General features: G+C 60.8%; 20 protein-coding genes. 12 read left to right on the top strand and 8 right to left on the bottom strand.

The annotated features are described in order from the left end of the window. Positions 1 to 489: 489 nt before the first annotated feature. The 3 genes from KI243_RS27795 to KI243_RS27785 form a co-directional block, all read right to left on the bottom strand. The gene (locus tag KI243_RS27795; RefSeq protein ID WP_212810131.1) at positions 490 to 1,167 is read right to left on the bottom strand and encodes a hypothetical protein; all 678 of its coding nucleotides are present in this window, start codon (positions 1,165 to 1,167) and stop codon (positions 490 to 492) included. A 347-nt stretch (positions 1,168 to 1,514) separates the two neighbouring features. Beyond that, positions 1,515 to 2,468, bottom strand: coding sequence for a tyrosine-type recombinase/integrase (locus tag KI243_RS27790; RefSeq protein ID WP_212810130.1), 954 nt, complete (start codon positions 2,466 to 2,468; stop codon positions 1,515 to 1,517). Further along, positions 2,469 to 3,158: a hypothetical protein gene (locus KI243_RS27785; RefSeq protein WP_212810129.1), complete on the bottom strand. Its 690-nt coding sequence runs from the start codon at positions 3,156 to 3,158 to the stop codon at positions 2,469 to 2,471. A 327-nt stretch (positions 3,159 to 3,485) separates the two neighbouring features. On the opposite strand from KI243_RS27785, the gene KI243_RS27780 reads away from it, so the two are divergent. The 3 genes from KI243_RS27780 to KI243_RS27770 all read left to right on the top strand — a co-directional run bounded on the left by KI243_RS27780 (position 3,486) and on the right by KI243_RS27770 (position 7,003). After that, the gene (locus tag KI243_RS27780) at positions 3,486 to 3,812 is read left to right on the top strand and encodes a type II toxin-antitoxin system RelE/ParE family toxin (protein WP_212810128.1); all 327 of its coding nucleotides are present in this window, start codon (positions 3,486 to 3,488) and stop codon (positions 3,810 to 3,812) included. A gap of 111 nt (positions 3,813 to 3,923) precedes the next feature. Continuing rightward, the gene (locus KI243_RS27775) at positions 3,924 to 4,211 is read left to right on the top strand and encodes a helix-turn-helix transcriptional regulator (protein WP_212811253.1); all 288 of its coding nucleotides are present in this window, start codon (positions 3,924 to 3,926) and stop codon (positions 4,209 to 4,211) included. Between the two features lie 299 nt (positions 4,212 to 4,510). After that, a complete protein-coding gene (locus KI243_RS27770; RefSeq protein ID WP_212810127.1) occupies positions 4,511 to 7,003 on the top strand; it encodes a toll/interleukin-1 receptor domain-containing protein in 2,493 nt (830 codons plus the stop codon). Positions 7,004 to 7,276: 273 nt separating this feature from the next. On the opposite strand, the gene KI243_RS27765 is transcribed toward KI243_RS27770, so the two are convergent. Continuing rightward, positions 7,277 to 7,498 (bottom strand): hypothetical protein, encoded by a 222-nt coding sequence (locus KI243_RS27765; RefSeq protein WP_017123513.1) that lies wholly within the window; start codon positions 7,496 to 7,498, stop codon positions 7,277 to 7,279. After that, a complete protein-coding gene (locus KI243_RS27760; RefSeq protein WP_017123514.1) occupies positions 7,498 to 7,971 on the bottom strand; it encodes a hypothetical protein in 474 nt (157 codons plus the stop codon). The genes KI243_RS27765 and KI243_RS27760 overlap by 1 nt, the downstream gene beginning before the upstream one ends. A 173-nt stretch (positions 7,972 to 8,144) precedes the next feature. Here KI243_RS27760 and KI243_RS27755 point away from each other — a divergent pair, with 173 nt between their 5' ends. Further along, positions 8,145 to 9,641: an AlkA N-terminal domain-containing protein gene (locus KI243_RS27755; protein WP_212810126.1), complete on the top strand. Its 1,497-nt coding sequence runs from the start codon at positions 8,145 to 8,147 to the stop codon at positions 9,639 to 9,641. Between the two features lie 28 nt (positions 9,642 to 9,669). Here KI243_RS27755 and nadC read toward each other — a convergent pair whose 3' ends face one another. Then, complete coding sequence (nadC, locus tag KI243_RS27750) at positions 9,670 to 10,518, bottom strand: carboxylating nicotinate-nucleotide diphosphorylase (RefSeq protein WP_212810125.1); 849 nt, start codon at positions 10,516 to 10,518, stop codon at positions 9,670 to 9,672. Positions 10,519 to 10,892: 374 nt separating this feature from the next. Between nadC and KI243_RS27745 the strand changes: the two genes are divergently transcribed. The 5 genes from KI243_RS27745 to KI243_RS27725 all read left to right on the top strand — a co-directional run bounded on the left by KI243_RS27745 (position 10,893) and on the right by KI243_RS27725 (position 17,398). Next, positions 10,893 to 13,115, top strand: coding sequence for a DUF1631 domain-containing protein (locus tag KI243_RS27745; RefSeq protein WP_212810124.1), 2,223 nt, complete (start codon positions 10,893 to 10,895; stop codon positions 13,113 to 13,115). A gap of 83 nt (positions 13,116 to 13,198) precedes the next feature. After that, positions 13,199 to 13,762 (top strand): 1,6-anhydro-N-acetylmuramyl-L-alanine amidase AmpD, encoded by a 564-nt coding sequence (gene ampD, locus KI243_RS27740; RefSeq protein ID WP_212810123.1) that lies wholly within the window; start codon positions 13,199 to 13,201, stop codon positions 13,760 to 13,762. Continuing rightward, positions 13,759 to 14,598: a regulatory signaling modulator protein AmpE gene (ampE, locus tag KI243_RS27735; RefSeq protein ID WP_017123519.1), complete on the top strand. Its 840-nt coding sequence runs from the start codon at positions 13,759 to 13,761 to the stop codon at positions 14,596 to 14,598. Before ampD ends, ampE begins: the two co-directional genes overlap by 4 nt. 212 nt (positions 14,599 to 14,810) lie before the next feature. Then, a complete protein-coding gene (locus KI243_RS27730) occupies positions 14,811 to 16,841 on the top strand; it encodes a methyl-accepting chemotaxis protein (RefSeq protein ID WP_177118189.1) in 2,031 nt (676 codons plus the stop codon). 173 nt (positions 16,842 to 17,014) lie between these two features. Continuing rightward, positions 17,015 to 17,398, top strand: a complete 384-nt coding sequence (locus KI243_RS27725) for a hypothetical protein (RefSeq protein WP_017123521.1) — start codon at positions 17,015 to 17,017, stop codon at positions 17,396 to 17,398. Here the strand turns inward: KI243_RS27725 and KI243_RS27720 are convergent. Next, positions 17,373 to 18,164, bottom strand: a complete 792-nt coding sequence (locus KI243_RS27720) for a TatD family hydrolase (protein WP_017123522.1) — start codon at positions 18,162 to 18,164, stop codon at positions 17,373 to 17,375. The genes KI243_RS27725 and KI243_RS27720 overlap by 26 nt on opposite strands. Positions 18,165 to 18,166: 2 nt before the next feature. After that, complete coding sequence (cra, locus tag KI243_RS27715) at positions 18,167 to 19,162, bottom strand: catabolite repressor/activator (RefSeq protein ID WP_177084094.1); 996 nt, start codon at positions 19,160 to 19,162, stop codon at positions 18,167 to 18,169. A 434-nt stretch (positions 19,163 to 19,596) separates the two neighbouring features. Here cra and ptsP point away from each other — a divergent pair, with 434 nt between their 5' ends. From ptsP to KI243_RS27700, 3 genes are read left to right on the top strand one after another with little or no spacing between them, the layout of a single operon-like run. After that, positions 19,597 to 22,458 (top strand): phosphoenolpyruvate--protein phosphotransferase, encoded by a 2,862-nt coding sequence (ptsP, locus tag KI243_RS27710; RefSeq protein WP_212810122.1) that lies wholly within the window; start codon positions 19,597 to 19,599, stop codon positions 22,456 to 22,458. After that, entirely contained in the window at positions 22,458 to 23,399 is a 942-nt protein-coding gene (gene pfkB, locus KI243_RS27705; protein ID WP_212810121.1) for a 1-phosphofructokinase, read from the top strand. The genes ptsP and pfkB overlap by 1 nt, the downstream gene beginning before the upstream one ends. An 11-nt stretch (positions 23,400 to 23,410) precedes the next feature. Next, a complete protein-coding gene (locus KI243_RS27700) occupies positions 23,411 to 25,156 on the top strand; it encodes a PTS fructose-like transporter subunit IIB (RefSeq protein WP_212810120.1) in 1,746 nt (581 codons plus the stop codon). Positions 25,157 to 25,175 lie beyond the last annotated feature (19 nt).

The raw sequence follows: 25,175 nt of genomic DNA, 5'->3' as shown, positions 1-25,175 counted from the left end.
ATGCCCATGACTCTTCTCCTGGCGATCCGCATACGGCCTCCTTTTACAGGTCTTCGCCTTAGCCTTGCACCACCACAACCCCCACCGGTCAAGACTCGACCCTCAGCCGGTTCAGGGCTTTTCTTTCTGAGGGCATCGAGGTGGGTGGATTAGCACTCGATGCCCATGACTCTTCTCCTGGCGATCCGCATACGGCCTCCTTTTACAGGTCTTCGCCTTAGCCTTGCACCACCACAGCCCCCACCGGTCAAGACTCGACCCTCAGCCGGTTCGGGGCTTTCATTTTGAGGGCATCGAGGTGGGTGGATTAGCACTCGATGCCCATGACTCTTCTCCTGGCGATCCGCATACGGCCTCCCCTTGCAGGTCTTCACTGTAGCCTTGCACCACCACAGCACCAGCCGGTTAAGACTCGACCCTCAGCCGGTCCGGAGCTTCATTTTGAGGGCATCGAGGTGGGTGGATTAGCACCCGATGCCCATGACTCTCCTAAGCACTAGCCTTAGACCTCCCCGTACGTTTGGGCTTGGTGGATGGAGCTGGCGGCGCTGGAGGTGTCGCGGTTGCGTTCGACGCCTGCTTCGCAGCTTCCGCAGCGGCGGCCGCAGCTTTCTCTGCTTCCTTAAGAGCGGCCCAGTAGACGTGGAGCGCCTCGATATCGCCATAGGCACCGATCTCGGGAAGTCGCTCGATGAACCGGCTATACAGCCCGTCCTGAACTTTGCCGCTATGGCGCATCCACTCAACCGCAGCGTTTGGATTCGTGAGCATCACATAGTGGAATTCGCCCGAGGCACCTGGCTTGGCAACAATGAACTGCAGTTCTCGCAGCTTCTTCATACGCCGGCGCCAGGTATCCACAGCTCGCTCCCCGAGAAAGCCCGCTTCAGCAGCAAATGTGCTGGGATTCTCAATGGTGATGACCGGATGATCGGGCATACGCGCCCATAGACAAAACAACACGTGGCCGGCAGGCTGTCCTTTCGAATCGGCATCGATGACTTGCATGGCAATCGGCAGCGTCCGGGGAATCGTGCTAAAACCATCGTGGGTTTTGCGCATCCATTTCCACGCTTCAGGCATGTCGGGGAAGTGCACCTGCATTAATTGCTGGGCACGCTCCGCCATCGTTAAGCGGCGTTTAGCTGACTGTTTTGCGTTGGCCATTTTGCAGCCCTCATTCGATTTCTGTTGGGATCAGTTTCCCGACATCGGCTGATGATGGCAAACCGTCATTGAGCGCTAATATCACGCATCTCCAAGCACATGAATGAACGATACAAGCTACTCAAATGCATGATATGAGCCTAGCCCAGATAATCAAATTGCGCGATATCGCGCATAAAAAGCTTACAACCTACTGATTTTCATAATCTTATTTTTGCTTTTCGGTGCTCGGCGTGCTGAATGTACTCAGCGTGCTCAGTGTCCTCGCCGTGCTGCAGGGTGTAGGGTGTGGGAAGAGGGGCTTCACGAAATGGGTTCGACCTCGATTTTCTTGCTTATAGGTATACCTAGTAGCGCACTTTGAAGGTTGGGGAGTCTTCTGGCCGCTGCTGACGGCGGTCGTAGATCCGGGTAGTACTGATATTGGCATGGCCCAGCCAAGCCTGGACCTTAGCAATGTCGGCTTCATGCTCCAGGGCATTTGTGGCCGCGGTCGCACGCAGACCATGCACCCCCAAACCCGCGACCTCGATCCCGGCGCATTTCGCATATTTTCCTACCAAGGTGTAGATGCCATTGGCTGTAATGCCGGTGCCGGTCGAGCGTCCCCGCAGCGGTACAAACAGCGGCCCCTGGGGCTCGAGCAAGTGATGACCGGACTTTTCTAAATAGGCATGGATTCGCTCGGCGGCCACGGGATGCAGCGGCAAGAAACGCAGCTTTCCACCTTTGCCCAAAATCCGCAGGTGCTTGATACCTCTCCGCTCCTGCAGATCGCTCAGCTGCAGCTGCGCACATTCCTCACGACGCAGGCCGTGATACAGCAGAACAGCGAGAATGGCCCTATCGCGTAGCCCCTTGAGCGAGTCCGCCGATGGCGCATCCAGCAGCGCTTTCGCCTGGTGGTCCCCCAGAGCCGGTGTCTTCCCTTCATTCGTTTCAATCCTGGGCCGCTTGACCCCATGCACTGGATTGCCACCGGCGACAGCATTGCACTCCAGCAGGTGATCGAAAAGGCTGGCCAGCGCGGCTAGCTTGCGGCGGATGGTCGCTCCGGCCAGTCCACGCTGCTCGAGCTGAGCACGCCAGGCCAAGACATGCGCCCTGGTGACGACGCGGAACTCATCAGCTTCGGCTAAGCCAACGAAGCGGCAGAAGTCTGAAATATCACCCTGGTAGGCACGACGCGTGCGAGGATTGTCGATGTTGGCGAACCATTCGACCGCTGCCGGCACGGCGGCCAGGTGCTGGAATTCGGCCGCCGTGAGCCGGCGTTCACCCTGGATTACAAGTCCGGACATCTACGCACCTTTCCAGTTTTTCCGATGGATGTTGCGACAGCGTTGCACGACCTCCTCGACCTGAGGAGCGCGGGGTGTGTCGTTAAAAATCTCTTTTCCATAGAAGGGGAGAGCACCCAGGAAGGTTTCCAGCACGGCATCAACTTCAAGCGATAGCAGAACCAGTGTTTTGAAGGCGTTAGGTACCTGGTCTTTTTCAAAACTGGCCCACCGATCCGTCATCGCGCGTTCGGCCTTACCGGCTTTGTCCCACTCTTGGGATTTATGATGCACCAACGCATTTCGCGCTTTGATCAGCCCGTTCAGGCCATTGACGGCGGGGCCGTCCTCCCTGAGCGACCGACCGCAGATGAGTCGAGGCACAATCATCCACTTGCCCATTAGATCCATCTTGTCCAGGTAGTCCTTGGCGACCTTATCCCCCAGCTGGATGGCAGCCAGGTCAAAAACAGCCGCTTCGAGGGCCATCGCGGAGAAAACGATGGTTTTTATCCCTGCTACACCCTTTCTTCTTTCGTGTTCGTCGAAGGCGGTATGGTCGTCATCGATCCCGTCAGGACGAGGAACCGGGTTGGCCGTTTCAGACAGGAACTGAGCAAAAGCCTCCTCGGCAATTTCTGCGTAGGTATCGGCCATGGTATCGACACGGATGTAGGAATCGCGGATCTGAAAGGGTTCTGAGCGGCTCATGAGCATCCGGCTTTAAATATGGTGATAACGTATTTTATCACCAGTTTCGCTATCACAGGTTGTGCTGACCTTTCACAGCACAGCTTCGTCAAAAAATGCCTTGACTTATCCTTGTTCTGATATAAATTATATCTACACCCTCGGGTGCGATTCAGCATAGGTGTCGAGCTGTAGACCTATGCGCATTCCATGTGGAGTGCACGATTTTCTGGATTGCGGCGCCGCCGTAGTTCAAACAAGCAGGTGACCAAGCTGGGGAACGCTGATGGCTTACTCATATACTGAGAAAAAATTCAATATTATCAAAAGCTTACTAAGGTATTACCAATGGCCGAGGTATCGAAGTTAGTAGATTTTTGTGGCAGCAGCAAGAAAGATATTTCAGGTTTTCCTCTCGCAGTCCGTGATCGGGTGATTTATCAGCTTGACCTACTGAAGCATGGAGACGATCCATCCAACTTCAAACCAGTCAAGACTGTAGGACCTGGCGTTTACGAGATCAAAATCCGAGCAAAGGAAGGGGCTTTTCGCGTGTTTTATGTGGTGAATCGAGCAGCCGTGATCTCGGTATTGCATGCGTTTCAAAAAACCACTGAAAAGACGGAAAAGCGTGACATTGATCTTGCAAAAAAGAGATTGAAGTCACTGGGCTAAAGCGGACTGGTATCCCCTTGTACGCGTTAGGGGTTAAGTATTAGGTGCACCACCATAGCCCGAACCCTATGAGGTATCTATAGAAAAGATTCATCACTAGAGGTAAACATGATGACAAACGAACGCCAAACCAATCTTTGGGGTGCGTTGGTTGAGTCGCCGGAAGAAGCCGCAAACCTACAAGTGCGTTCAACGCTGATGCGGGAAATTACTCGAAAAGTACGTTCTTGGGGGCTTGCTCAGAAGGACGCAGCGCAGAGATTGAACGTAACGCAACCTCGGCTGAACGATTTGCTGAAAGGGAAAATTGATAAATTTTCCCTGGATGCTCTGGTAAAGATGCTGCCTGGCGCAGGCCTTCAGATTGAAGTGATAGTGAAAGAGCAATCTGCAGCATAATACCCAGCTAGTGCCAAGTCTCACAGAGAGTTTTTGTCTGATTGAGAACTGGAAGATGACGACGAGAATGCGTGAGGGAAAAATTCAGCAGCAGGCGGTTAGCAAGTGTTCTCCTATTGAAGAGAAGGCTGCCACACAAGACTGAAATCCCCTGAATGCAGTCATTGGGCTAGCTATGCAGAGCCATGACCATGGTCTCGAAACCATAATGAGTGCGCATCGGCTAGGTTATCTTAATGCAAGGACTGAATCGAGCGAGCCTGGCCAGGTCACCGCGAAACCTATTACAAGGATCGATCATGAAGGCGTTTCTATCTCACTCAAGCGCTGACAAAAAGAGCTACGTTGGTATCGTCGCTTCGCGGCTTTCTGAAGAAGACATCGTCTATGATGAGATGTCGTTTGAGTCTGGCGAAGAAACCATGAATGAAATTATTCGTGGTTTAGATGAGAGTACAGTGTTTTGCTTGTTTATTTCTGATGAGTCGCTCAAGTCTCCTTGGGTTCGTGAGGAAATAGATGGTGCGTCTATCCGGCTTGCAAATGGCTCGCTCAAATATATTTATCCTGTGGTTATAGATCGTAGTGTGACCCATGATGATCCGCGCATACCCCAATGGCTTAAAGAAAATTATAATTTAAGATTGGTTACTCGTCCCGTTATTGCTGCGCGTCGCATCCAACAAAAATTGAGGCAGGCCAGTTGGGCAAAACATCCGAAGCTAAAGGAGCGTGAGCGTGCCTTTGTGGGGCGAAACAAGAATATTGAGTCATTCGAGCGCCGCTTCGATGACTATAGTCAACCTAAACCCGTGCTATCTGTGGTCGTTGGCCCTCCATCGATTGGTCGTCGTACGCTCATATCCAATGCTTTGCGTAAGCTTGCCCTTAACGGGCCAGATAAAGACTTTCCAGTTCTTCCGCTAGACCGCCATGCTAGTATCGAGGACTTCATTCTCAGACTTTTGGATCTTGGTGCTTCAGACGCAAGTTATGCCGAGTTGAATCTTGCCGAGCGTCCCATTGACGAGAAAGTGGCAATTACAGTGGGTTTGCTAAAAGACCTCGCGAAGCTTAAAGAGCGAGTGGTCGTGCTTGATGAAGGGTGCCTCGTAACCTACGAGCGGAAATTAGCCCCTTGGTTTGAGGCGATAGTAAGCCATACCGATCTGGTCGGTAAGCCCTTGCTTTTTGTTGCTTCGCGCTGGGCCCCAAATCCTAACTCAGTTCGTCAACTCTCTCGGGTGGTGTTTTCATGCACTCTGGGCGAACTGGATCCATCTGAGCGGCGCCGACTCTTTGCTCGGCTTCTAGAGATTGAGGAGATAGTACTCAGCACTGAAGATTTCGAAACCTTCGCGGCCCTCCTCAACGGATTCCCTGATGAAGTGTTCTTCGCTATTGATCTTTTGGCAAGACTCGGCGTCAGAGGCGCTATAGATCACTCTAATGAAATTGTCGAGTTTAATGGGGAAAAAGCGTCTATGCTGCTACGCCCCTTCCAAGATAACGAGGCTGTGCTCAACGTAATACGGCTTCTTGCCCAGTCTGAAGTTTTCAGTGTTGATTTTCTTTGTCAGATATTTAAGGAAGAGCAGCTCGTAAATATTATTGCTGATCTTGTTTCTGAGCATGTGTGCGAGCTGATTGGGGCGGAGGGTGAATTTTTAAGGTTGGTTGATTCGGTTCGTGATTATGTAAAGCGGAATGACTTGAGTTTGATTCCTGAACTTCGTGCTGCGGTGAATTCCGCGGTTGAACGCGATATTCAGCACGGTAACTGGAACGAGTACGACTCGTCTCGTGTTGCGTTTTTAGTAAAGAACGCACTTGCTTCGGGCGAAAGCCTAGAACCCCGGTTTATGATTCCCTCTCATATACTACGGACGATCAAAGAGCTTTATTATGATCGAGGTAAGCTGAGGCGTGCTGTCGACTTGGCGGACATTTTACTGGCTAAAGAGCGAAATCTCGATCCACAGCTGGTTCAGGATGTGCGCTATTACCTTTGCCTGGTTCTAGCCCGTCTCAGGGACACCCGCGTGCTGGAAGAAGCTCAGCGTATTCATGGAGATGAGCATGATTTTATTCTCGGATACTACTATCGTCTGGTAGGTCGCCAGCGTGATGCTATCGAGCGGCTCTCCCGCGTGGCCTCTGGAGCTTTTGTTGGGGTTAGAGCTAAACGAGAACTGGTTGAAGTACTGCTGCAAATGGAGCAGTACGATGATGCGAGGGAGTTAGCTCGAAAAAATTATGAGGAGAATCGTACCAATCAATTCCATATCCATGCTTACTTCCGTGCATTAGTGCTCGGGAGCAGCCCGGAAAGATATCTCACCGTGCTTGAGGCGCTTTGCTCTGAGCTTGAGGATGTGCGCAGTGATCGCTCTCGCCAAATGGCTATGATCGGGAGAGCCCTCATTGCCGCTCGATGCAAGCATGATCAGCGATCTCTCGATCTTATCGACGACGCAATCGCTTCGTTCCCTCGCATTATCTATCCTGTCCTGGCGAAGTTCGATATAGGTTTGAGCTTCCGCAATGAAGCTGCCATGCAGGACGCACTGACCCGCTTGGAGAGGCTAGCGAGTGACGGAGTGAATCTATCGACTAAAACCTTAGCTGTCCTTCGCGCCTATCTTGCCGCGGTGCGAGGAGACCTGGCCACGGCTCATAGTCGGGCGGCTGAAGTAGCTAGGCATTTTACTGATGAGGCGCGCACCAGATTTTTAGAAAAGCTGGAGGCCTTTGCATCGGGTGCGGTAGTAAACAGAGGGGGGGCTCGTTAGCGTAAGCTTGGGCTTGTCGCAACGGTTCATTTCCATCGGGCTTGGGGGCGTTCCAGGAGGTAATCACTTCGCGCCGTTCTCACGCAGGGGGAGCTTCCCCCGCGTTAGAAGCGATTGAAGTGTGAGCTCGAGTACCCTTTTGAGTACCTTTATATATTTTTTATTGACTTAATGCTCGTTTTTTCAAGGGCCTTGAGCTCGGAGTTCGATTCCTATCTCCGCACCACCTGACCGATAACAGTCCCCCCGGTCGCTCGGGAGGACTGTTGATCCCTAGTGCTCATCCAGCAACACCTCCAGTGGTACGCCGACGTCATCGGCAATCTTCCTGTACTCGTCCTTCACATGGTCGAACAGCTGGGTCAGTTGCAGCAGGTACTCTTCGTAATCTTCCACGTCGCCATCGAGGTTCGCATCGATCAGGCGCTTCTGGTTCGAGATGGCGTCACGCAGGGTCATTACCAGTATCGGTGCATGCAGGTCCGGGATTTCCATCAGAGATTTCCTTCTTTGATCGCGCTTTGCGCCAGGTCGGCCAGCAGGCGTTTATAGGTGGAGAGCAACATGCTCCGCACGGGAGCGATGGTGTAGTGGGTCGCTTCGAAGGACTCATTGTAGCCATCCTTGACGATGACCAGCCCGTCCGGGATTTTCGTCCCTTCCGGCAGGCGGTAGTAGTCCCAGCGCTTGCCCTTGAAGGTCTGGCTCCTGTCGAAAGTGCTGGTTCCCTCCGGCTTGGTGGGATGAATGATGACCCACTCCTTGTTCTCCACGGTTTCAACCGTGATGTCGGGCCGGCGGAACTGCCTGTTGTCCATCATGTAGCCCTTCTCGACCGGCGCGAGCAGGGGCAGGGGACTGTCCGAGCGCAGTGCCCGCCACAGGTTGGTGGGGATCTCGCCAAAAAAGAATCGATCAACCTGGTCTTTCGGGACCAGGATTGTCCTGTCCAGCTTTGATTCACTCATTGTTGCTTCCCTGCCGGTGGCGTTTGCTGATTCGCGGGTGCGTCGCCCCTCCATTCGACGTCGGGCGATGTATCGAGGGGCCGGAAAACAGGTATAGCCAAGATCCGGTTTTTTGCTTTATCGATGTCCGAAAATGGCGAGATCGATCACATTGCCGGTGCTAACCTGCGCCCATGAACATGACAACCGCTGTGCCGTTTCCCGCTGCCGATATCTGCGAAAAGGCTCGCCTGAGCCGTGATGCGCGGTTCGACGGGGTGTTTTTCACCGCTGTACTCAGTACTCGGATCTACTGTCGGCCGGTCTGTCCGGCGCGGCCACCCAAGGTCGAGAATGTGCAGTACTACCCCAGCGCCGCCGCCGCCGAAGCGCTAGGTTTCCGGCCCTGCCTGCGCTGTCGGCCGGAGCTCGCGCCGGGCAATAGCGTCTGGCTGCACGGCGAGCATCTGGTGGCGCGGGCCCTCAAGCTGATTCATGAAGGCTTTCTCGCCGAGCATTCTCTCGACGAACTGGCGGCACGGCTGGATGTCGGTGGGCGGCAATTGCGGCGCTTGTTTGTCCAGCACCTCGGCGCGCCGCCCATCGCGGTGCATTCGACCCAGCGCCTGCTGTTCGCCAGGCAACTGCTGAGCGAAACCGCGCTACCGATCACCGAGGTGGCGTTGGCTTCGGGATTCCAGAGCCTGCGCCGGTTCAATGCGGCCTTTGCCGAAGCCAACCATGTCGCGCCTCGGGAACTGCGCCGCAAGCCCGGGGCCGACGCCGGCAGCGCGCTCGTCCTGCGCCTTGGTTATCGGCCACCTTACGATTTCAAGGCGCTGCTGGCGTTTCTCGCCTGCCGTGCCTTGCCGGGGATCGAGGTGGTCGAGGCGGACAGCTATTGGCGGGTCTTCGGCGATGCCGGTTCGCCCAGCTGGCTGCGGGTCAGTCCGTGGTCCGCCGATGCTCATGCGCTTAAGCTGGAGCTCTTCAACGTCGCCCCTGCGCAGATGTTGCCGGTGGTGACGCGGATTCGCCGGATGTTCGACCTGGATGCCGACCCACAGGCCATCGCCGCCACGCTGCGAGCCAGCCCGGTGCTGGCACCCTGGGTCGAGCGTTATCCCGGCCAGCGCTTGCCGGGCGGTTGGGACGGTTTCGAGATATCGGTACGGGCGGTATTGGGTCAACAGGTCAGCGTCGCCGCGGCACGCACCCTTGCCGCGCGTCTGTTGACCCGCTTCGGCAGCGTGCTTGAAGTACCGCCGGCACCTGGCCTGGACCGGCTGTTTCCCACGCCCGAACAATTGCTCGACGCCGACCTGGTCTCGATCGGTGTGATCCGCACCCGCGCAGCCACTCTCCAGGGGATTGCCCGGGCCTTGCTCGACGGACGGGTGGACTTTCGCGCGGAGCAGCGCCTGGGCGACTTCGTCAGAAGCTGGACCGTGCTGCCGGGTATCGGCGAATGGACGGCCCATTACATCGCCATGCGCGTGCTCAATCATCCGGATGCGTTCCCCGCCGCGGACCTGATCCTGCGTCGGGAAGTCGTCGAGGACGGTCCGCCCTTGACCACCAGGGCCCTTGAAGGGCTGGCCGAGGCATGGCGGCCCTGGCGCGCCTACGCGGTGATGTACCTGTGGCGCGGGGCGGTGGAGTCCGAATTGATACGCCGGAGCCGGAAATGAACGCAAGCCTGGTCTATCAGGACGCGGCTCAGAGACTCAGGCGCATCGACAGGTCCACGGCCTTCACATCCTTGGTCATCGCGCCAATCGAGATGTAGTCGACGCCGGTCCCGGCAATCGGCCGCAGGGTGCTTTCATTGATGCCGCCACTGGCTTCGAGCTTGGCCTTGCCGGCGTTCAGGCGCACGGCTTCACGCATATCGTCCAGGCTCAGCTCGTCGAGCATGATGATATCGGCGCCCGCCGCCAGTGCTTCCTTCAGTTCTTCCAGGCTTTCCACTTCGATTTCCACCGGCTTGCCCGGTGCGATCTTGTGCGCGGCGCTGATGGCCTGGGCGATTCCGCCGCAGGCGGCGATATGGTTTTCCTTGATCAGGAAGGCGTCGTACAGGCCGATGCGGTGGTTATGGCAGCCGCCGCAGGTCACCGCGTACTTCTGCGCCAGGCGCAGGCCCGGCAGGGTCTTGCGGGTATCGAGCAGCTTCACCGCGGTGTCGGCCACCTGGTCGGCGTAATAGCGTGCGTGGGTGGCAACGCCGGAGAGCATCTGCAGGAAGTTCAGCGCGCAACGTTCGCCGCTGAGCAACGAGCGCGCCGGCCCCTCAAGGTGGAACAGCGCCTGGTTTGGCTGCACCCGTTCACCGTCGCGCACCTGCCAATGCACCGCAACCCGTGGATCAAGCTGGCGAAATACGGCGTCGACCCAGGCCGTTCCGGCAATCGTCGCCTCGTCACGGGTGATGATGGTGGCCTTGGCCAGCCGTTCGGCGGGGATCAGTTGCGCGGTGATGTCGCCGCTGCCGATGTCTTCGAGCAACGCGCGGCGCACGTTGGCTTCGATTTCGGCGGTCAGGTCGGCGAGACGTAGATTCGGCATAACGGGCTCCACAAACAAAGTCCCTCGATTATAGGGCCTTGGCGCCGGCTAACCCAAGGCGCGGCTGCCCGCGCGTTGCCCCGCGAACCTGCATTTGGTCGCCTCGGCTGAGCGTTTTTGCGTCTTTGACGGTCTATCTGACGACAAGGGCGAAAAGGAATTGCAGAGTTCGCTAGCAAAAGTGACATCTTTTGCAAGATAATATGCCTTGTAATTGACGTCATAGCTTTGACGTCTCTGTGATTCCCAGATTATCGATACCCCCGACGGGTGCCCGGGCGCTCGCCGTGAAGGGGTTGTGAGCGACGTGCCCATGACCCGCGCAGACCGATTGTTCACACAGAACCGAAGAACCGCAGCAGCAGGAGGCTTGGATGCACAATGACGGGAAGGTAGTGCCTTTGCACAAGGCCACCGATGAACGAGCGACGCCGTCGCCGCTCGCCCGTTTGCCCGTGGTTCTGCTGCAGGTTCGCGACAAGGCCGCGCAGCAGCTCAAGCAGGGCCTGCAAGTGCTGTTCGACAATGCCGATGACACCCTGTTCGAAATGGCCGACAAGGCCTTGAACAATGTCGACCAGAACACTTTCTTCGAAGCCATGCGCGACCTGCGCCTCAAGCGCAAAAGCATCGAGCGCGGCTTTCTCGAACGGTTTTTCGAGGCCTTTTTCGGCCTCTGTCAGTACGATATCAACGAGGTGACGCTGCCCGCGCCGATGTCCTACGACAAGCTGGCACTGGTTCCGAATGACGAACTGGAAAAGACCGTCGCCCTGGATGCGATGGTCGCCAAGGTCCTGAGCCGTGACGGTTTTGCTCTCGGCCAATTGACCACCCGCCTGAATGCCTTGATCACCCGGCGCCTCGAGGACCAGGACAATCCCATGGGCCCGGCGATGCTCTGCGAGTATTTCCTCGAGGCCGGGCGCGACCTGGGGGTGGAGATCAAGGTCAAGCTGATCATCCTCAAGCTGTTCGAGAAATATGTCCTCAGCGACGCGGACCAGTTGTACGCCGAAGCCAACCAGTTGCTGATCGCCACTGGCGTATTGCCAGAACTCAAGGTCGTCCCGTCCCGTCGTGCCTCCGATCGTCCGGCCGCCGCCGCGCGGGCCAGCCAGGATGAGGCGGGAGCGGCCAAGGCGGGCTCTTCATCCCTCGATGCCAGCGTCCAGGAAGTGTTCTCGGCCTTGCAGGAACTGTTGCTGCATGTGCGTGGCAGCGTGGCGCCCAGGCTGGATGCGGGCTCCGAGATCCAGCCGATTTCCACCCGCGATCTGTTGCGGCTGCTCTCGCATTTGCAGCAATACGTCCCGACGCAGACCGCTCCGGACGATTTCGACCTGCGCAATCAGCTGGAACAGCTGCTGACCCGGGTCAGCGTCAAGAGCGGCAAGTCGCGCGTGGTCGGGGTCATGGACGAAGACGTGATCAACCTGATCGCCATGCTCTTCGAATTCATTCTCGACGACCGCAACCTGCCGGACTCCCTGAAGGCATTGATCGGACGCCTGCAGATTCCGATGTTGAAAGTGGCGGTGCTGGACAAGAGCTTTTTCAGCCGGGGCAGTCATCCGGCCCGGCGCCTGCTCAACGAAATCGCCTCCGCGGCCATGGGCTGGGGCGCGCGCGACGACTATCAGCGCGATGCCTTGTACGTGCGCATCGAACAGATCGTGCAGCGCCTGCTGAATGACTTCGTCGACGACCCGGCGATCTTCTCCGAGTTGCTGGTGGATTTCCTCGCCTTCACCAGTGACGAACGTCGCCGCAGCGAGTTGCTCGAGCAGCGTACCCGTGACGCCGAAGAAGGCCGGGCCAAGGCCGAGCAGGCGCGCCAGCGGGTCCAGGAAGTATTGAACGAGCGGCTGCTGGGCAAGACCTTGCCCGAAGTCGTGGTGCGCTTGCTGCAGGAGGCCTGGAGCAAGGTGCTGCTGCTCACCTGTCTCAAGCACGGCGAGGCGTCCGCCGAATGGCAGGCTGGCCTGCAAACCATGGACGACCTGATCTGGAGCGTGGAGCCCAGCGGCCAGGCCGATGCCCGCCTGCGCCTGCTGGAACTGGTGCCCGGCCTGCTCAAAGCGTTGCGCGACGGCCTCACCAGCGCCGCCTTCGACCCGTTTGCCACCAGCGAATTCTTCAGCCAGTTGGAAAGCCTGCATGTCCAGGTTTTCCAGCGCCTGGCGAAACAACAGGCCGAGCCGGCTACCGTCGATGAGGCGCAACCGGCGATGGTCGCGGTGCTGGAGGAAATCGTCCTCGGTTCACCGGACGACGCGCCCGCCGAGGAGCGTCTGGTGGAACTGCCCGAAAATGACGCCGGGCTGCTGTGGGTCCGGCAGTTGCGGATCGGCAGTTGGGTCGAGATCCGCGAGGACGATGAAAACAGCCTGCGTTGCAAACTGACGGCGATCATCGAGTCGACCGGCAAGTACATCTTCGTTAACCGGACCGGCATGAAAGTGCTGGAACGCACGGTCCAGGGCCTGGCCGTCGAGTTTCGTCGCGGGGCGGTGCGGCTGCTGGACGACGCGCTGCTGTTCGACCGTGCCCTGGAGTCGGTCATCGGCAATCTGCGGCGGTTGAAGGCGCGCTGAGTTTTTTGCGCAGAGAGTGCTGCCCATGTCGGCCTCTATCGCGGCATACTGGGCCTGTCGCTTTTATCCTCGAAGGAACCTGTATGCAGCTGGATCCCGCCACGGGTTGGTGCCAGGACGTGGATCAATGCCCGTCGCCCAACTTCAACGAGCGCCCCGAAGGGGAAGTTTCCCTGCTGGTGATCCACAACATCAGTCTGCCACCCGGGCAATTCGCCACCGGGAAAGTCCAGGAATTTTTCCAGAATCGCCTGGATGTCACGGAACATCCCTACTTTGACGGCATTGCCCACCTACGGGTGTCTGCGCACTTTCTGATTGAACGTGACGGCAAGGTCACGCAGTTTGTCTCCTGTCTGGAACGGGCATGGCATGCCGGTGTGTCGAGTTTCGAGGGGCGCGAGACCTGTAACGATTTCTCCCTGGGCATCGAGCTCGAAGGCACCGATGATCTGCCTTTCACTGAAGCGCAGTATGCGTCGTTGATCGCCCTGACCCGGCAACTGCTGGACGCCTATCCGGCAATCACCCAGCAACGGATTTGCGGCCACAGCGACATTGCCCCCGGGCGCAAGACCGATCCGGGAGCGGGCTTTGACTGGGAGCGCTTTCGCGTCGCCCTGCAGGAAAAAGGAGAGTCACAATGAGTTTTCTGGTGCTGCTGCTAGCGGTATGGATCGAGAAGTTCTCGGCCCTGCGCCAGCGTGTCCAGCGTGATGGCGCCTGGTTGGGCGAACTGGCCAGGCTCGAGTCCAGCCCTCGTTGGGCGAAGCAGCCGTGGCTGGTACTGGTGCTGCTGGTGTTACTGCCGGTTGCCTTGCTCGGCCTGCTGCTGATGGTGCTGCAGCCGGTGGCCTATGGTCTGCTGGCGCTGCCGGTGCATCTGTTGGTGGTGATCTACAGCCTGGGACGCGGCGATCTGTTGGCGGCCCTGGGACCTTTCCGCGATGCCTGGCGGCGTGGTGACGTGCAGGCCGGGGTGCATGTTGCCCGGCGCGACATGAACGTGAAGTGCGCCGAGAACGGTGAGGAACTGCTGGAAAAGGTCCAGGGCTACCTGCTGTGGCAGGCCTACCAGAGTTTCTTCGCGGTGATCTTCTGGTATTTCCTGCTGGGGCCGGTGGCCGCCTTGAGCTATCGCCTGCTGGCCCTGGCCGCGGAGCACAGCCGCAATCCGGCCCTGGCCGAGCGCGCCACCTTGCTGCGCCATGCCTTCGACTGGCTGCCGGTACGCCTGCTGGCGGCGAGCCTGGCGCTGGTCGGCAATTTCGTCGCGGTCAGCCGGGTGATGCTGCACGAGTTGCTCAACTGGGACATTACCGCCGAGCAACTGGTGGAGAAAGTCGGGCGGGTGGCGGGAGAAGTGCCGGCCGCCGTCGTCGGTGCCGATGGCGTCACCAGCCTGGACAGCCTCTGGGAACTGCTGCTGCGGGCGGCGGTGCTCTGGTATGCCGGTTTTGCCCTGTGGACCGTGCTGATCTGATGCCTTGAGGGACACTAGCAGGGGCACGGCCGGCGCTCGATTGCCGACGCAATCATTGTAGGCGCCGGCTCCAACAGGTTTTCCAGCTATCGGTTAACCTTAAGTTACAAAACTCCTTTCCGAATTACGTTATACAAGCAGTAGCTGCGGATGCTGGCTTTATGCCTCGTCGTGCCTGCCACAATAAAAATAATAGGAAAGGGAGCGTTCTAGTGAAGAGCTTGCTATATCCCGCCGTCGCCCTGATGAATCGCCTGAGCTTCGGGATGAAGTTCAGTCTGATCAGCGTGCTGTTCTTCGTGCCGATGCTGGTGACCAACTTCTACCTGGTGCGTGACTCCTACCGTGAGTTCTCCGCGACCCAGGTCGAGCTGCAGAGCCTGGATCTGCTCGGCAGCAGCCTGACCCTGCGACGTGACCTGGAGACCCTGAACAATCAGGTGCAGATCAACGCGGTGCTGGGACAATCCGGCAAGGCCGGTGACCTGGAAAGCCGGATCAGCCAGTTGGAGCAGAGCGTCCTGGACCGGCTCCAGGGCCTGACCGCGGTGACCGGCGACCCTGAGCAGATGGCGGTATTCACCGCCAAGCGCGACGAAATGGTCAGTGCATTCAAGGCCCAGCAAGTCGAAAGCTCCCTGCAGAGCAAAAGCGCGCTGATCGAGAAGCTGCTGGGCAAGGCACAGATTTTCAGCAAGATCATCGCCAGCCAGTCCGGGCTCAGTCGCGACGGCCAGAGCGACCTGCGCCAGTTGAGCGAGCTGATCACCAGCGTCACACCGCAAGTCACCCAGACCCTCGGCGAAGGCCGCTCCATGGGCGCTTATTCCCTTGGTCAGGGGTTTCTCAATTCATCGTCCAGCACCCGCTTTGACGAGTTGTTGCAGCAGATCGAGAAGCTGCAGGCCGAATATGCCCTCAAGTTGCAGGACGCCCTGGGCAGCAGTCGCAACGCCCATCAGGCGCTGGATTCGTTGACCGCGACCAGCCAGGCCTCGCTGAAAAAGGCCAGCGAGGTGTTCGAGGAGCAGGTGGTGATGGCCGAGACCCTAGAAGCGCCCTGGCCGGCCTTCTACGATCAGGTCAGTGGCTTAATGGCCCAGACCTACAAGCTCAATGACGCGACCCTGGGATATATCGATCAGGAACTGCAACAGCGCCTGGCGCAGAATCGCCTGCATATGCTGTTGCTGGTGGTGGCGCTGGCGGTGGTGTTTCTCTCCATCGTCTACCTGTATGGCGGTTTCTACGCGTCGACCCGCACCACCTTGCGTCGCCTGGGCGAAATGATGAACAAGGTCGCCGCCGGGGACATGACTGTCAGTTTCATTGCCCACAGCCGCGATGAACTGGGTGAGCTGGGCGCGGTGTTCAATGGCACGGTGGCCAAGATCCATGACCTGATCGAGCGGGTCGGGCAGACCGTCGGCGAAGTCGAGCGTCAGGCCGGGCAGGTGGAGTCGGTATCGGCCCGGAGCAACCAGGCGGTGGCCGGCCAGCGCAGTCAGATCGAACAGGTGGCGACGGCGATGAACCAGATGTCGGCCACCGCCCAGGAAGTGGCGCGCAGCGCGGCGGCGGCGGTCAGCAGTGCCCATAGCGTCAATGATGAAACCCTCAGCGGCCGGGCCCTGGTCGAGTCGCAGCAGGGCAGCATTGCCCAGTTGGCCGGAGAGATCGACCAGTCGGTACAGGTGATCAACCAGTTGGCCATCGACAGCCAGTCCATCAGCCGGGTCCTGGATGTGATCAAGAGCATCGCCGAACAGACCAACCTGCTGGCGTTGAACGCCGCCATCGAAGCGGCGCGTGCCGGGGAGCAGGGGCGCGGCTTCGCGGTGGTGGCCGATGAGGTCCGCACCCTGGCCAAGCGCACCCAGCAATCGACCGAAGAGATCGAGCAGATGATCGGCAAGTTGCACGGCGGTGTCGGGGCGGCGGTCAAGGCCATGGGCGTCAGTCATCAGATGGCCGACGGTACCGTGAGCCAGTCGGAAAAGGTCCAGCAGGCCCTGGAAAACATCCTTGGCGCGGTCGGCATGATCGTCGACCAGAACCAGCAGATCGCGGCGGCCGTCGAACAGCAGACCGCGGTCGCCCATGATATCGACCAGAATATCGTCGAGATCAACCGGGCCGGAGAGCGCACGGCCGATGGTGCGCACCAGACCGAGAGTGCCAGCCGGCAACTGTCGGCGCAGGTGGTTGAACTCAAGCAGTTGATCGGCGCGTTCCGGGTGTGACGCGGGTCTTGGGCCTTGGAATAGTCTGTAGTACTTAAAATCTTGGCGTGTAGGCCAGATCCTGTTTTCTTTGCGGGCCGATCTTTCGGCTTACGGTGGGTGAAAACCCATCTATACCGGACTCATCGGTGAGCCGTTATCGCTCGGGAGGAACAGGTTTGAAGGATACGCTCATGGGCGTCAAGGGGATGTGCGCGCACTGCCGCGGCACATTTCCCCTCAGCGCCTGGCATTTGAACGCGATTGCCATCAACGAAAGCTTCGCCTGTCGCTGCTGCGACAAGGCGCTGCAGCTCAATTGCCCGAGGCAACTGAAGCGCTTCAGGTCGCTGGACGCATGGTCGCCGCTCAAGGCCAGCATGATGTTGTTGATCGGCTCCTCGTTGCTGGTTGCGCTGGTCTGCGAATGGGTCGGCCTGATCAGCGTGGTCGAGCAGCTCAACTTTTCCCTGCTGGCGCTGCTGCTGTACTTCGCCACCTTGCGTTACGCCCGCCACCGGCAGCAGATGACGTTGGTCCTGCAGGTCGCGGTCAGGCCGGATTCGCTGGCCAGTTGAACAGCGCGCACGCGTTGGCGCTGCTGGCGGCGGCCAATGCCTGCGGGCTGACGGCCATGAGTCCGGCGAGGGCGGCGCAGATGGCCGGCAGGTGCTCCGGACTGTTGCGCATGCCGGGATACATGACCGGTGCCATGTCCGGCGAATCGGTTTCCAGCACCACGGCGTCCAGGGGCAGGCCGGCAATGACCTTGCTCAGGCGCAAGGCCTGGGGCCAGGTGCCGGCGCCGCCCAGGCCGAGCTTGAAACCGAGCTTGAGGTATTCCCGGGCCTCTTCGCGACTGCCGGCAAAGGCGTGGATGATTCCGCCACGGCCCAGGCGAAAGCGCTTGAGTGTCGCGATGGTCGCCGCATGGCTGCGACGCACATGCAGCAGTGCCGGCAGGTCGAAGTCCGCGGCGAGTTGCAACTGGGCCTCGAACAGCACCTGCTGGCGCTCGCGATCGAGCTGCGGCAGAAAGTAGTCCAGGCCGAATTCACCCACCGCGCACAGTTGTGGATGGTGGGCCAGGCGACTGAGCCAGGCGCCCAGTTCGTCCAGGTCGGCCGGGCGATGATCTTCCAGGTACACCGGGTGCAGGCCGAACGCCGCATGCAGTTGCGGATCGCCCAGCACCAGGTCCCAGACCCGCTGCCAGTTCTGTCGATAGACCCCCAGCACCACCATCCGGCCAACCCCCAGGGCGCGACTGCGACCGAGCAGCGCGTCGCGATCTGCGTCGAAATCCGGAAAGTCGAGGTGGGTATGGGTATCGATCAACTCCATGCTCAGGACTCGCGGATACGCTGCTTGAAGGTCCGCGCTATCGCCTGGACGCCGGGTCGGTAGTCCTTGTCCTCGATGGCGGCCAGGGCCAGTTGCAGGGCCTTGTCGGCGATCAACGGGTGCTGCTGGGCCATGGCGTTGACGGGCAGGGGCAGGAAGTCCAGCAGTTGGGTATCACCGAAGGTGCCCAGGCGCAGCGGCTGTGGCTTGAGCGGATGGTCGTGCAAGGCATCGAATACGCCCTGCAGGAGTACATAGGAGGTGGTGACCAGCGCGTCGGGCAGATGGCCGAGGCGCTTGACCAGCGCATCCATCAGTTGCCGGCCGCAATCACGGCTGAACGCTTCGCCGTGTTCGATCAGCACCTCGCCCTTGAAACCGTCCAGCGCGTCCTGGAAACCGGCGGCCCGCTGCCGGCTGATGCTCAGCTCGGCGCGGGCGCCGATCAGGGCGATATGGCGTGGCATCGGTTGCAGCAGGCTGCGGGTCAGTTGCAGGCTGGCCTGATGGTCGTCACTGACCACCGAGCAGAAATGCGTCGGCTCCATTTCCCGGTCGATGGCGATGACCGGCATTCCCAGGTCCTGCAACTGGCGATAGCTGTCATCGTCGGCCGGCAGGCAACTGGCGACAAACAGGGCGTCGCAGCGACGGGCGCGGAACAGTTGCAGCAACTGGCGTTCGCTGTCCGGGTCATCGTCGGAACTGGCGATCAGCAACTGATAACCGCGGGCGCGGGCGCCTTGCTCCAGCAGCTTGGCGATACGTGCGTAACTGGGGTTTTCCAGGTCCGGCAGGATAAACCCGAGGGTGCGCGTCTTGCGGCTGCGCAGGCCGGCGGCCTGGGGATTGGGGGTGAAGCCATGCTGCTCGACCACGGCCCGGACCCGCTCCACGGTGCTGCTGCTGATACGCTGTTGCTCGGCCTTGCCGTTGATGACATAGCTGGCAGTGGTGACGGACACACCGGCCAGTTGGGCAATATCACTGAGTTTCAAGCGGATGATTCCTTGTTTGCTGTAGCTCACGGCTGCATTTTCTCTGATCGTATCCTATTCCGGCAGTCGACTGTGGAAGCGGGCGGGTGTGGGCACCGGACGGGTAGGGGAGCCCACTTGTGGGGAAGCGGGCTCGTGTGGGAGCGGCCTTGCCCGCGAACAGGCCCGCCAGATCACTGAAAAATGCGCGGCTCTTCCAGCAGATTCGCCGACAGCCAGTTGTCGACCAGCAGGGCTTCAACCCGGAACAATAATCGAGTAACGTGTCCTACACGCTAGATTAAACGTTTCAGCAAGCGTATTTTCCGGGGATTGCGTCCGGTGTCACGGTCCTGCCGAAAGACCATTTCGCTATGTTCTGGCACGCAAGCCCAGGCTGATTCATTCAAAACAATACCTAGCGTCCCGTTGTGGGCGCTGAATAGGAGAAAGGCATGCTCGAGCTCACCGTAGAGCAGATTTCCATGGGCCAGTCGGCCGTGGACAAGTCTGCTGCCCTGCAACTGCTTGCGGACAAGCTGGTGACCGACGGCCTGGTGGCCGAGGGCTACCTGGCCGGCTTGCAGGACCGTGAGGCGCAAGGCTCGACCTTTCTCGGCCAGGGCATCGCGATTCCCCATGGCACCCCGCAGACCCGCGACCAGGTATTCGCCACGGGTGTGCGCCTGCTGCAGTTTCCCGAAGGCGTGGATTGGGGCGATGGCCAGATCGTTTACCTGGCCATCGGTATCGCGGCGAAATCCGACGAGCACCTGCGCCTGCTGCAACTGCTCACCCGTGCCCTCGGCGAGACGGACCTGGGCCAGGCCCTGCGCCGTGCAAGCTCCGCCGAAGCCTTGCTGAAACTGCTGCAAGGCGCGCCGCAGGAACTGGCGCTGGATGCCCAGATGATCGGCCTCGGCGTGGCGGCCGACGATTTCGAAGAACTGGTCTGGCGTGGCGCCCGCCTGCTGCGCCAGGCCGACTGTGTGAGTAACGGTTTTGCCGCGGTCCTGCAGCAGGTCGAAGCGTTGCCGCTGGGCGATGGCCTGTGGTGGCTGCACAGTGAGCAGACGGTCAAGCGGCCGGGGTTGGCGTTTGTCACACCGGAAAAGCCGCTGCGCTACCTCGGCCAACCCTTGAGTGGGCTGTTCTGTCTCGCCAGTCTCGGCGAAGCTCATCAGGCCCTGCTCGAACGCCTGTGTGCGCTGCTGATCGAAGGCCGTGGCCATGAACTGGGGCGCGCCACCAGCAGCCGGGCGGTACTGGAGGTACTGGGCGGCGAATTGCCGGCCGACTGGCCGAGCGCGCGCATCGCCCTGGCCAATGCCCATGGCCTGCATGCCCGGCCGGCGAAGGTTCTCGCGCAACTGGCGAAGCGTTTCGACGGCGATATTCGTGTGCGCATAGTCGACGCCCTGGGCAGCGCAGTGTCGGTGAAAAGCCTGAGCAAGCTGCTCAGCCTCGGCGCGCGCCGGGCCCAGGTGCTGGAGTTCATTGCCGAACCGGGGATCGCCGCCGATGCCTTGCCGGCCTTGCTGGCGGCGGTGGCAGAAGGCCTCGGCGAGGAAGTCGAACCCTTGCCGGCGGTGAGCGCCGCCAGCGTGGTCGTGGACGAGGTGGTCGTAGCCTTGACGGCCCCGGTTGCCGGCAGCCAGGTCCAGGCGATTGCCGCCGCGCCGGGGATCGCCATCGGCCCCGCGCATATCCAGGTCCCGCAGACATTCGACTACCCGTTGCGTGGCCAGTCGGCCGCGCTCGAGCGCCAGCGCCTGCACAGCGCCTTGAGTGAGGTGCGCAAGGATATCGATGGTCTGATCCAGCGCAGCAAAGCCAAGGCCATTCGCGAGATTTTCATCACCCACCAGGAAATGCTCGACGACCCGGAACTGAGCGACGAGGTCGACACCCGGCTCAAGCAGGGTGAAAGCGCCGAAGCCGGCTGGATGGCAGTGATCGAGGCGGCCGCCCGGCAGCAGGAGTCCCTGCAGGATGCATTGCTGGCCGAGCGGGCGGCGGACCTGCGGGATATCGGCCGGCGCGTGCTGGCGCAGTTGTGTGGTGTCGAAACCCTGGCCGAGCCCGAGCAGCCCTATGTACTGGTGATGGACGAAGTCGGCCCGTCCGATGTGGCGCGCCTGGATCCGGCGCGGGTGGCGGGGATTCTCACCGCCCGCGGCGGAGCCACGGCGCACAGTGCGATCGTCGCCCGTGCCCTGGGCATCCCGGCACTGGTCGGGGCGGGCGCGGCGGTGCTGTTGCTGGCGCCGGGCACGACCTTGCTGCTCGATGGCCAGCGTGGCCGGCTGCATGTCTCGCCGGATGCCGTCGCCTTGCAGCGTGCCACCGAGGAGCGCGACAGCCGCGAACAGCGCCTGCGCCAGGCTGCCGAACAACGTCACCAGGCGGCGCTGACCCGTGACGGGCATGCGGTGGAAGTCTTTGCCAATATCGGTGAAAGCGCCGGAGTCGCCGGCGCGGTGGAACAGGGCGCCGAAGGCATCGGCCTGTTGCGCACCGAACTGATCTTCATGGCGCATCCACAGGCGCCGGACGAAGCCACCCAGGAAGCCGAATACCGGCGGGTGCTCGACGGCCTGGGCGGGCGACCGCTGGTGGTCCGGACCCTGGATGTCGGCGGCGACAAGCCGCTGCCTTACTGGCCGATCGCCAAGGAAGAAAACCCGTTCCTCGGCGTGCGCGGTATCCGCCTGACCCTGCAACGGCCGCAGATCATGGAAAGCCAGTTGCGCGCCCTGTTGCGGGCCGCCGACAACCGTCCCCTGCGGATCATGTTCCCGATGGTCGGTAGCGTGTCGGAGTGGCGCCAGGCCCGGGAAATGACCGAGCGCCTGCGCCTGGAAATTCCGGTGGCCGACCTGCAACTGGGAATCATGATCGAAGTGCCGTCGGCGGCCCTGCTGGCGCCGGTGCTGGCCCGAGAAGTGGACTTCTTCAGTGTTGGCACCAACGACCTGACGCAATACACCCTTGCCATCGACCGTGGTCACCCGACACTTTCGGCCCAGGCCGATGGCCTGCACCCGGCCGTGCTGCAACTGATCGACATCACTGTGCGCGCGGCTCATGCCCATGGCAAGTGGGTCGGTGTCTGCGGCGAACTGGCGGGCGACCCGTTGGCGGTACCGGTGCTCGTCGGGCTGGGGGTGGACGAATTGAGCGTTGCGGCCCGCAGCATTCCCGAGGTCAAGGCGCGGGTGCGCGAACTGACCCTGCCGGCCGCACAGGCCCTGGCCCGTGCGGCCCTGGCCGTGGGCAGCGCCGATGAAGTGCGCGCCCTCGTGGAGGCGGTGTAATGGCGCGGATTCTGACGCTGACCCTGAACCCGGCGCTGGACCTGACCGTGCAACTGGCACGGCTGGAGCCGGGCCAGGTCAATCGCAGCGAGGCCATGCAGACCCACGCGGCCGGCAAGGGCGTGAACGTCGCCCAGGTGCTGGCGGACCTCGGGCATCAACTGACCGTGAGTGGTTTTCTCGGCGAGGACAATCAACAAGCCTTCGAGACCCTGTTTGCCCGCCGTGGATTTGTCGATGCCTTTGTCCGCGTGCCGGGGGAGACCCGCAGCAATATCAAGCTGGCCGAGCACGACGGCCGCATCACCGACCTCAACGGTCCCGGTCCGCTGGTCAGTGCCGAGGCCCAGCAAGCCTTGCTGGACCGGCTGGAACAGATCGCCCCCGGTCATGATGCCGTGGTGGTCGCGGGCAGTCTGCCCCGGGGTGTCAGTCCACAATGGCTGCAAGCGCTGTTGCGGCGGTTGAAACAGCTGGGCCTGAAAGTCGCCCTGGACACCAGTGGCGCAGCCTTGCAGGCCGGACTGGCGGCGGGGCCCTGGTTGATCAAGCCCAATACCGATGAATTGGCCGAAGCGCTGGACAGCCCCGTGACCTCATTGCTCGCGCAATCCGCGGCAGCGACCCGGTTGCGTGCCCAGGGCATCGAGCACGTGGTGGTTTCCCACGGTGCCGAAGGGGTCAACTGGTTCTGCGCCGCACCGGCATTGCACGGGCTGCCGCCGACCGTCAGCGTGGCGAGCACCGTCGGTGCCGGCGACGCGTTGCTGGCCGGCATGCTTCATGGCCTGCTCAGCGGGCACGGCGCGGAGCAGACCCTGCGCACGGCCACGGCGATTGCCGCCCTGGCCGTGACCCAGATCGGTTTCGGCATCGGTGACAGGGAACGACTGGCGCAGCTTGAACGCGGCGTCAGCGTGCACGCCCTGACAGAACAATAAGAGGGATTGTGATGAAGTTAGCCATTGTTACCGCCTGCCCGAACGGCATGGTCACCAGCGTGTTGTGCGCTCGCCTGCTGGAAGCGGCGGCCCAGCGCCAGGGCTGGAGCACCAGTGTCGAAGTACACGACAGCCGGCACCCGGAGCGCCAGTTGTCGGCGGCGACCCTCTCGGCGGCGGAATGGGTGCTGGTGGTCAGCAGCGCGCCTGTGGATATGTTGCGCTTTGTCGGCAAGCGGGTGTTCCAGACCACCCCGGCCCAGGCGTTGCAGGACGTCGAAGCGGTACTGCGACGCGGTGCCGAAGAAGCGAGTGTCTACATCGCCCCCGAGGCCGCGGTTGCGGCGCCGGTGGTGGCCCAGCGCGCACCGCGCCTGGTGGCGGTGACGGCCTGTCCGACCGGCGTCGCTCATACCTTCATGGCCGCCGAAGCCTTGCAACAGTCGGCCAGGCGCCTGGGCTACGAGCTGCAGGTGGAAACCCAGGGCTCGGTCGGTGCGCGCAACCCGTTGAGCGCGGCGGCGATTGCCGAAGCCGACGTGGTCTTGCTGGCGGCCGATATCGAAGTCGCCACCGAGCGTTTCGCCGGCAAGAACATCTACCGGTGTGGCACCGGCGTGGCCCTGAAACAACCGGACGCGACCTTGCGCAAGGCCTTGGCCGAAGGCACGCCGGAGAGTGCCGCGACAGGCGCTGGCGCGGCGCCGGCCAGGGAGGAAAAGGCCGGTGTCTACAAGCACCTGCTGACGGGGGTTTCATTCATGTTGCCGATGGTGGTGGCGGGCGGCCTGTTGATCGCGCTGTCCTTCGTCTTCGGTATCACCGCGTTCAAGGAGCCGGGCACGCTGGCCGCGGCGCTGATGCAGATCGGCGGGGAAAGCGCCTTCAAGCTGATGGTGCCGCTGTTGGCCGGCTATATCGCCTACTCGATTGCCGACCGTCCCGGGCTGGCCCCGGGGATGATCGGTGGCCTGCTGGCGAGCACCCTTGGCGCCGGGTTTATCGGCGGGATCGTTGCCGGTTTTCTCGCCGGCTACAGTGCCAGGGCGATCAATCGTCATGCGCGGTTGCCAGCCAGTCTGGAAGCCCTGAAGCCAATCCTGATCATTCCGTTGCTGGCGAGCCTGTTCACCGGCCTGGTGATGATCTATGTGGTCGGCAAACCGGTGGCGGGGATGCTGGAGGGGCTGACGCATTTCCTCGACAGCATGGGCACCACCAACGCGATCCTGCTGGGTGTGCTGCTCGGCGGGATGATGTGCGTCGACCTTGGCGGGCCCATCAACAAGGCGGCGTATGCCTTCTCGGTCGGGCTGCTGGCGTCGCAGAGCTATGCGCCGATGGCCGCGACCATGGCCGCCGGCATGGTGCCGCCAATCGGCCTGGGCATCGCCACCCTGATTGCCCGACGCAAATTTGCCCGGAGCGAGCGGGAGGCGGGCAAGGCTGCCTTCGTGCTGGGCCTGTGCTTTATCTCGGAAGGGGCGATTCCCTTTGCCGCCAAGGACCCGTTGCGGGTGATTCCGGCGAGCATCGCCGGTGGCGCGCTGACCGGTGCCCTGTCGATGTACTTCGGCTGCAAGCTGATGGCGCCCCATGGCGGGCTGTTCGTGATGCTGATTCCGAATGCGATCAACCACACGCTGCCGTATCTGCTGGCGATCATCGCCGGCAGCTTGCTGACGGCGGTGACCTATGCCGTGCTCAAGCGACCGGAAGCAGTCGAGTTGACCGTGGAGCCGGCCCAGGCGCAATGATCGTTCCCACGCTCCGCGT

Origin of the sequence: Pseudomonas sp. Ost2, from assembly GCF_018326065.1 — a bacterium.
Taxonomy (GTDB): domain Bacteria; phylum Pseudomonadota; class Gammaproteobacteria; order Pseudomonadales; family Pseudomonadaceae; genus Aquipseudomonas; species Aquipseudomonas gingeri.
The sequence above is the reverse complement of the archived record's forward strand: the minus strand, read 5'-3'. Positions and strand labels throughout refer to the sequence as shown.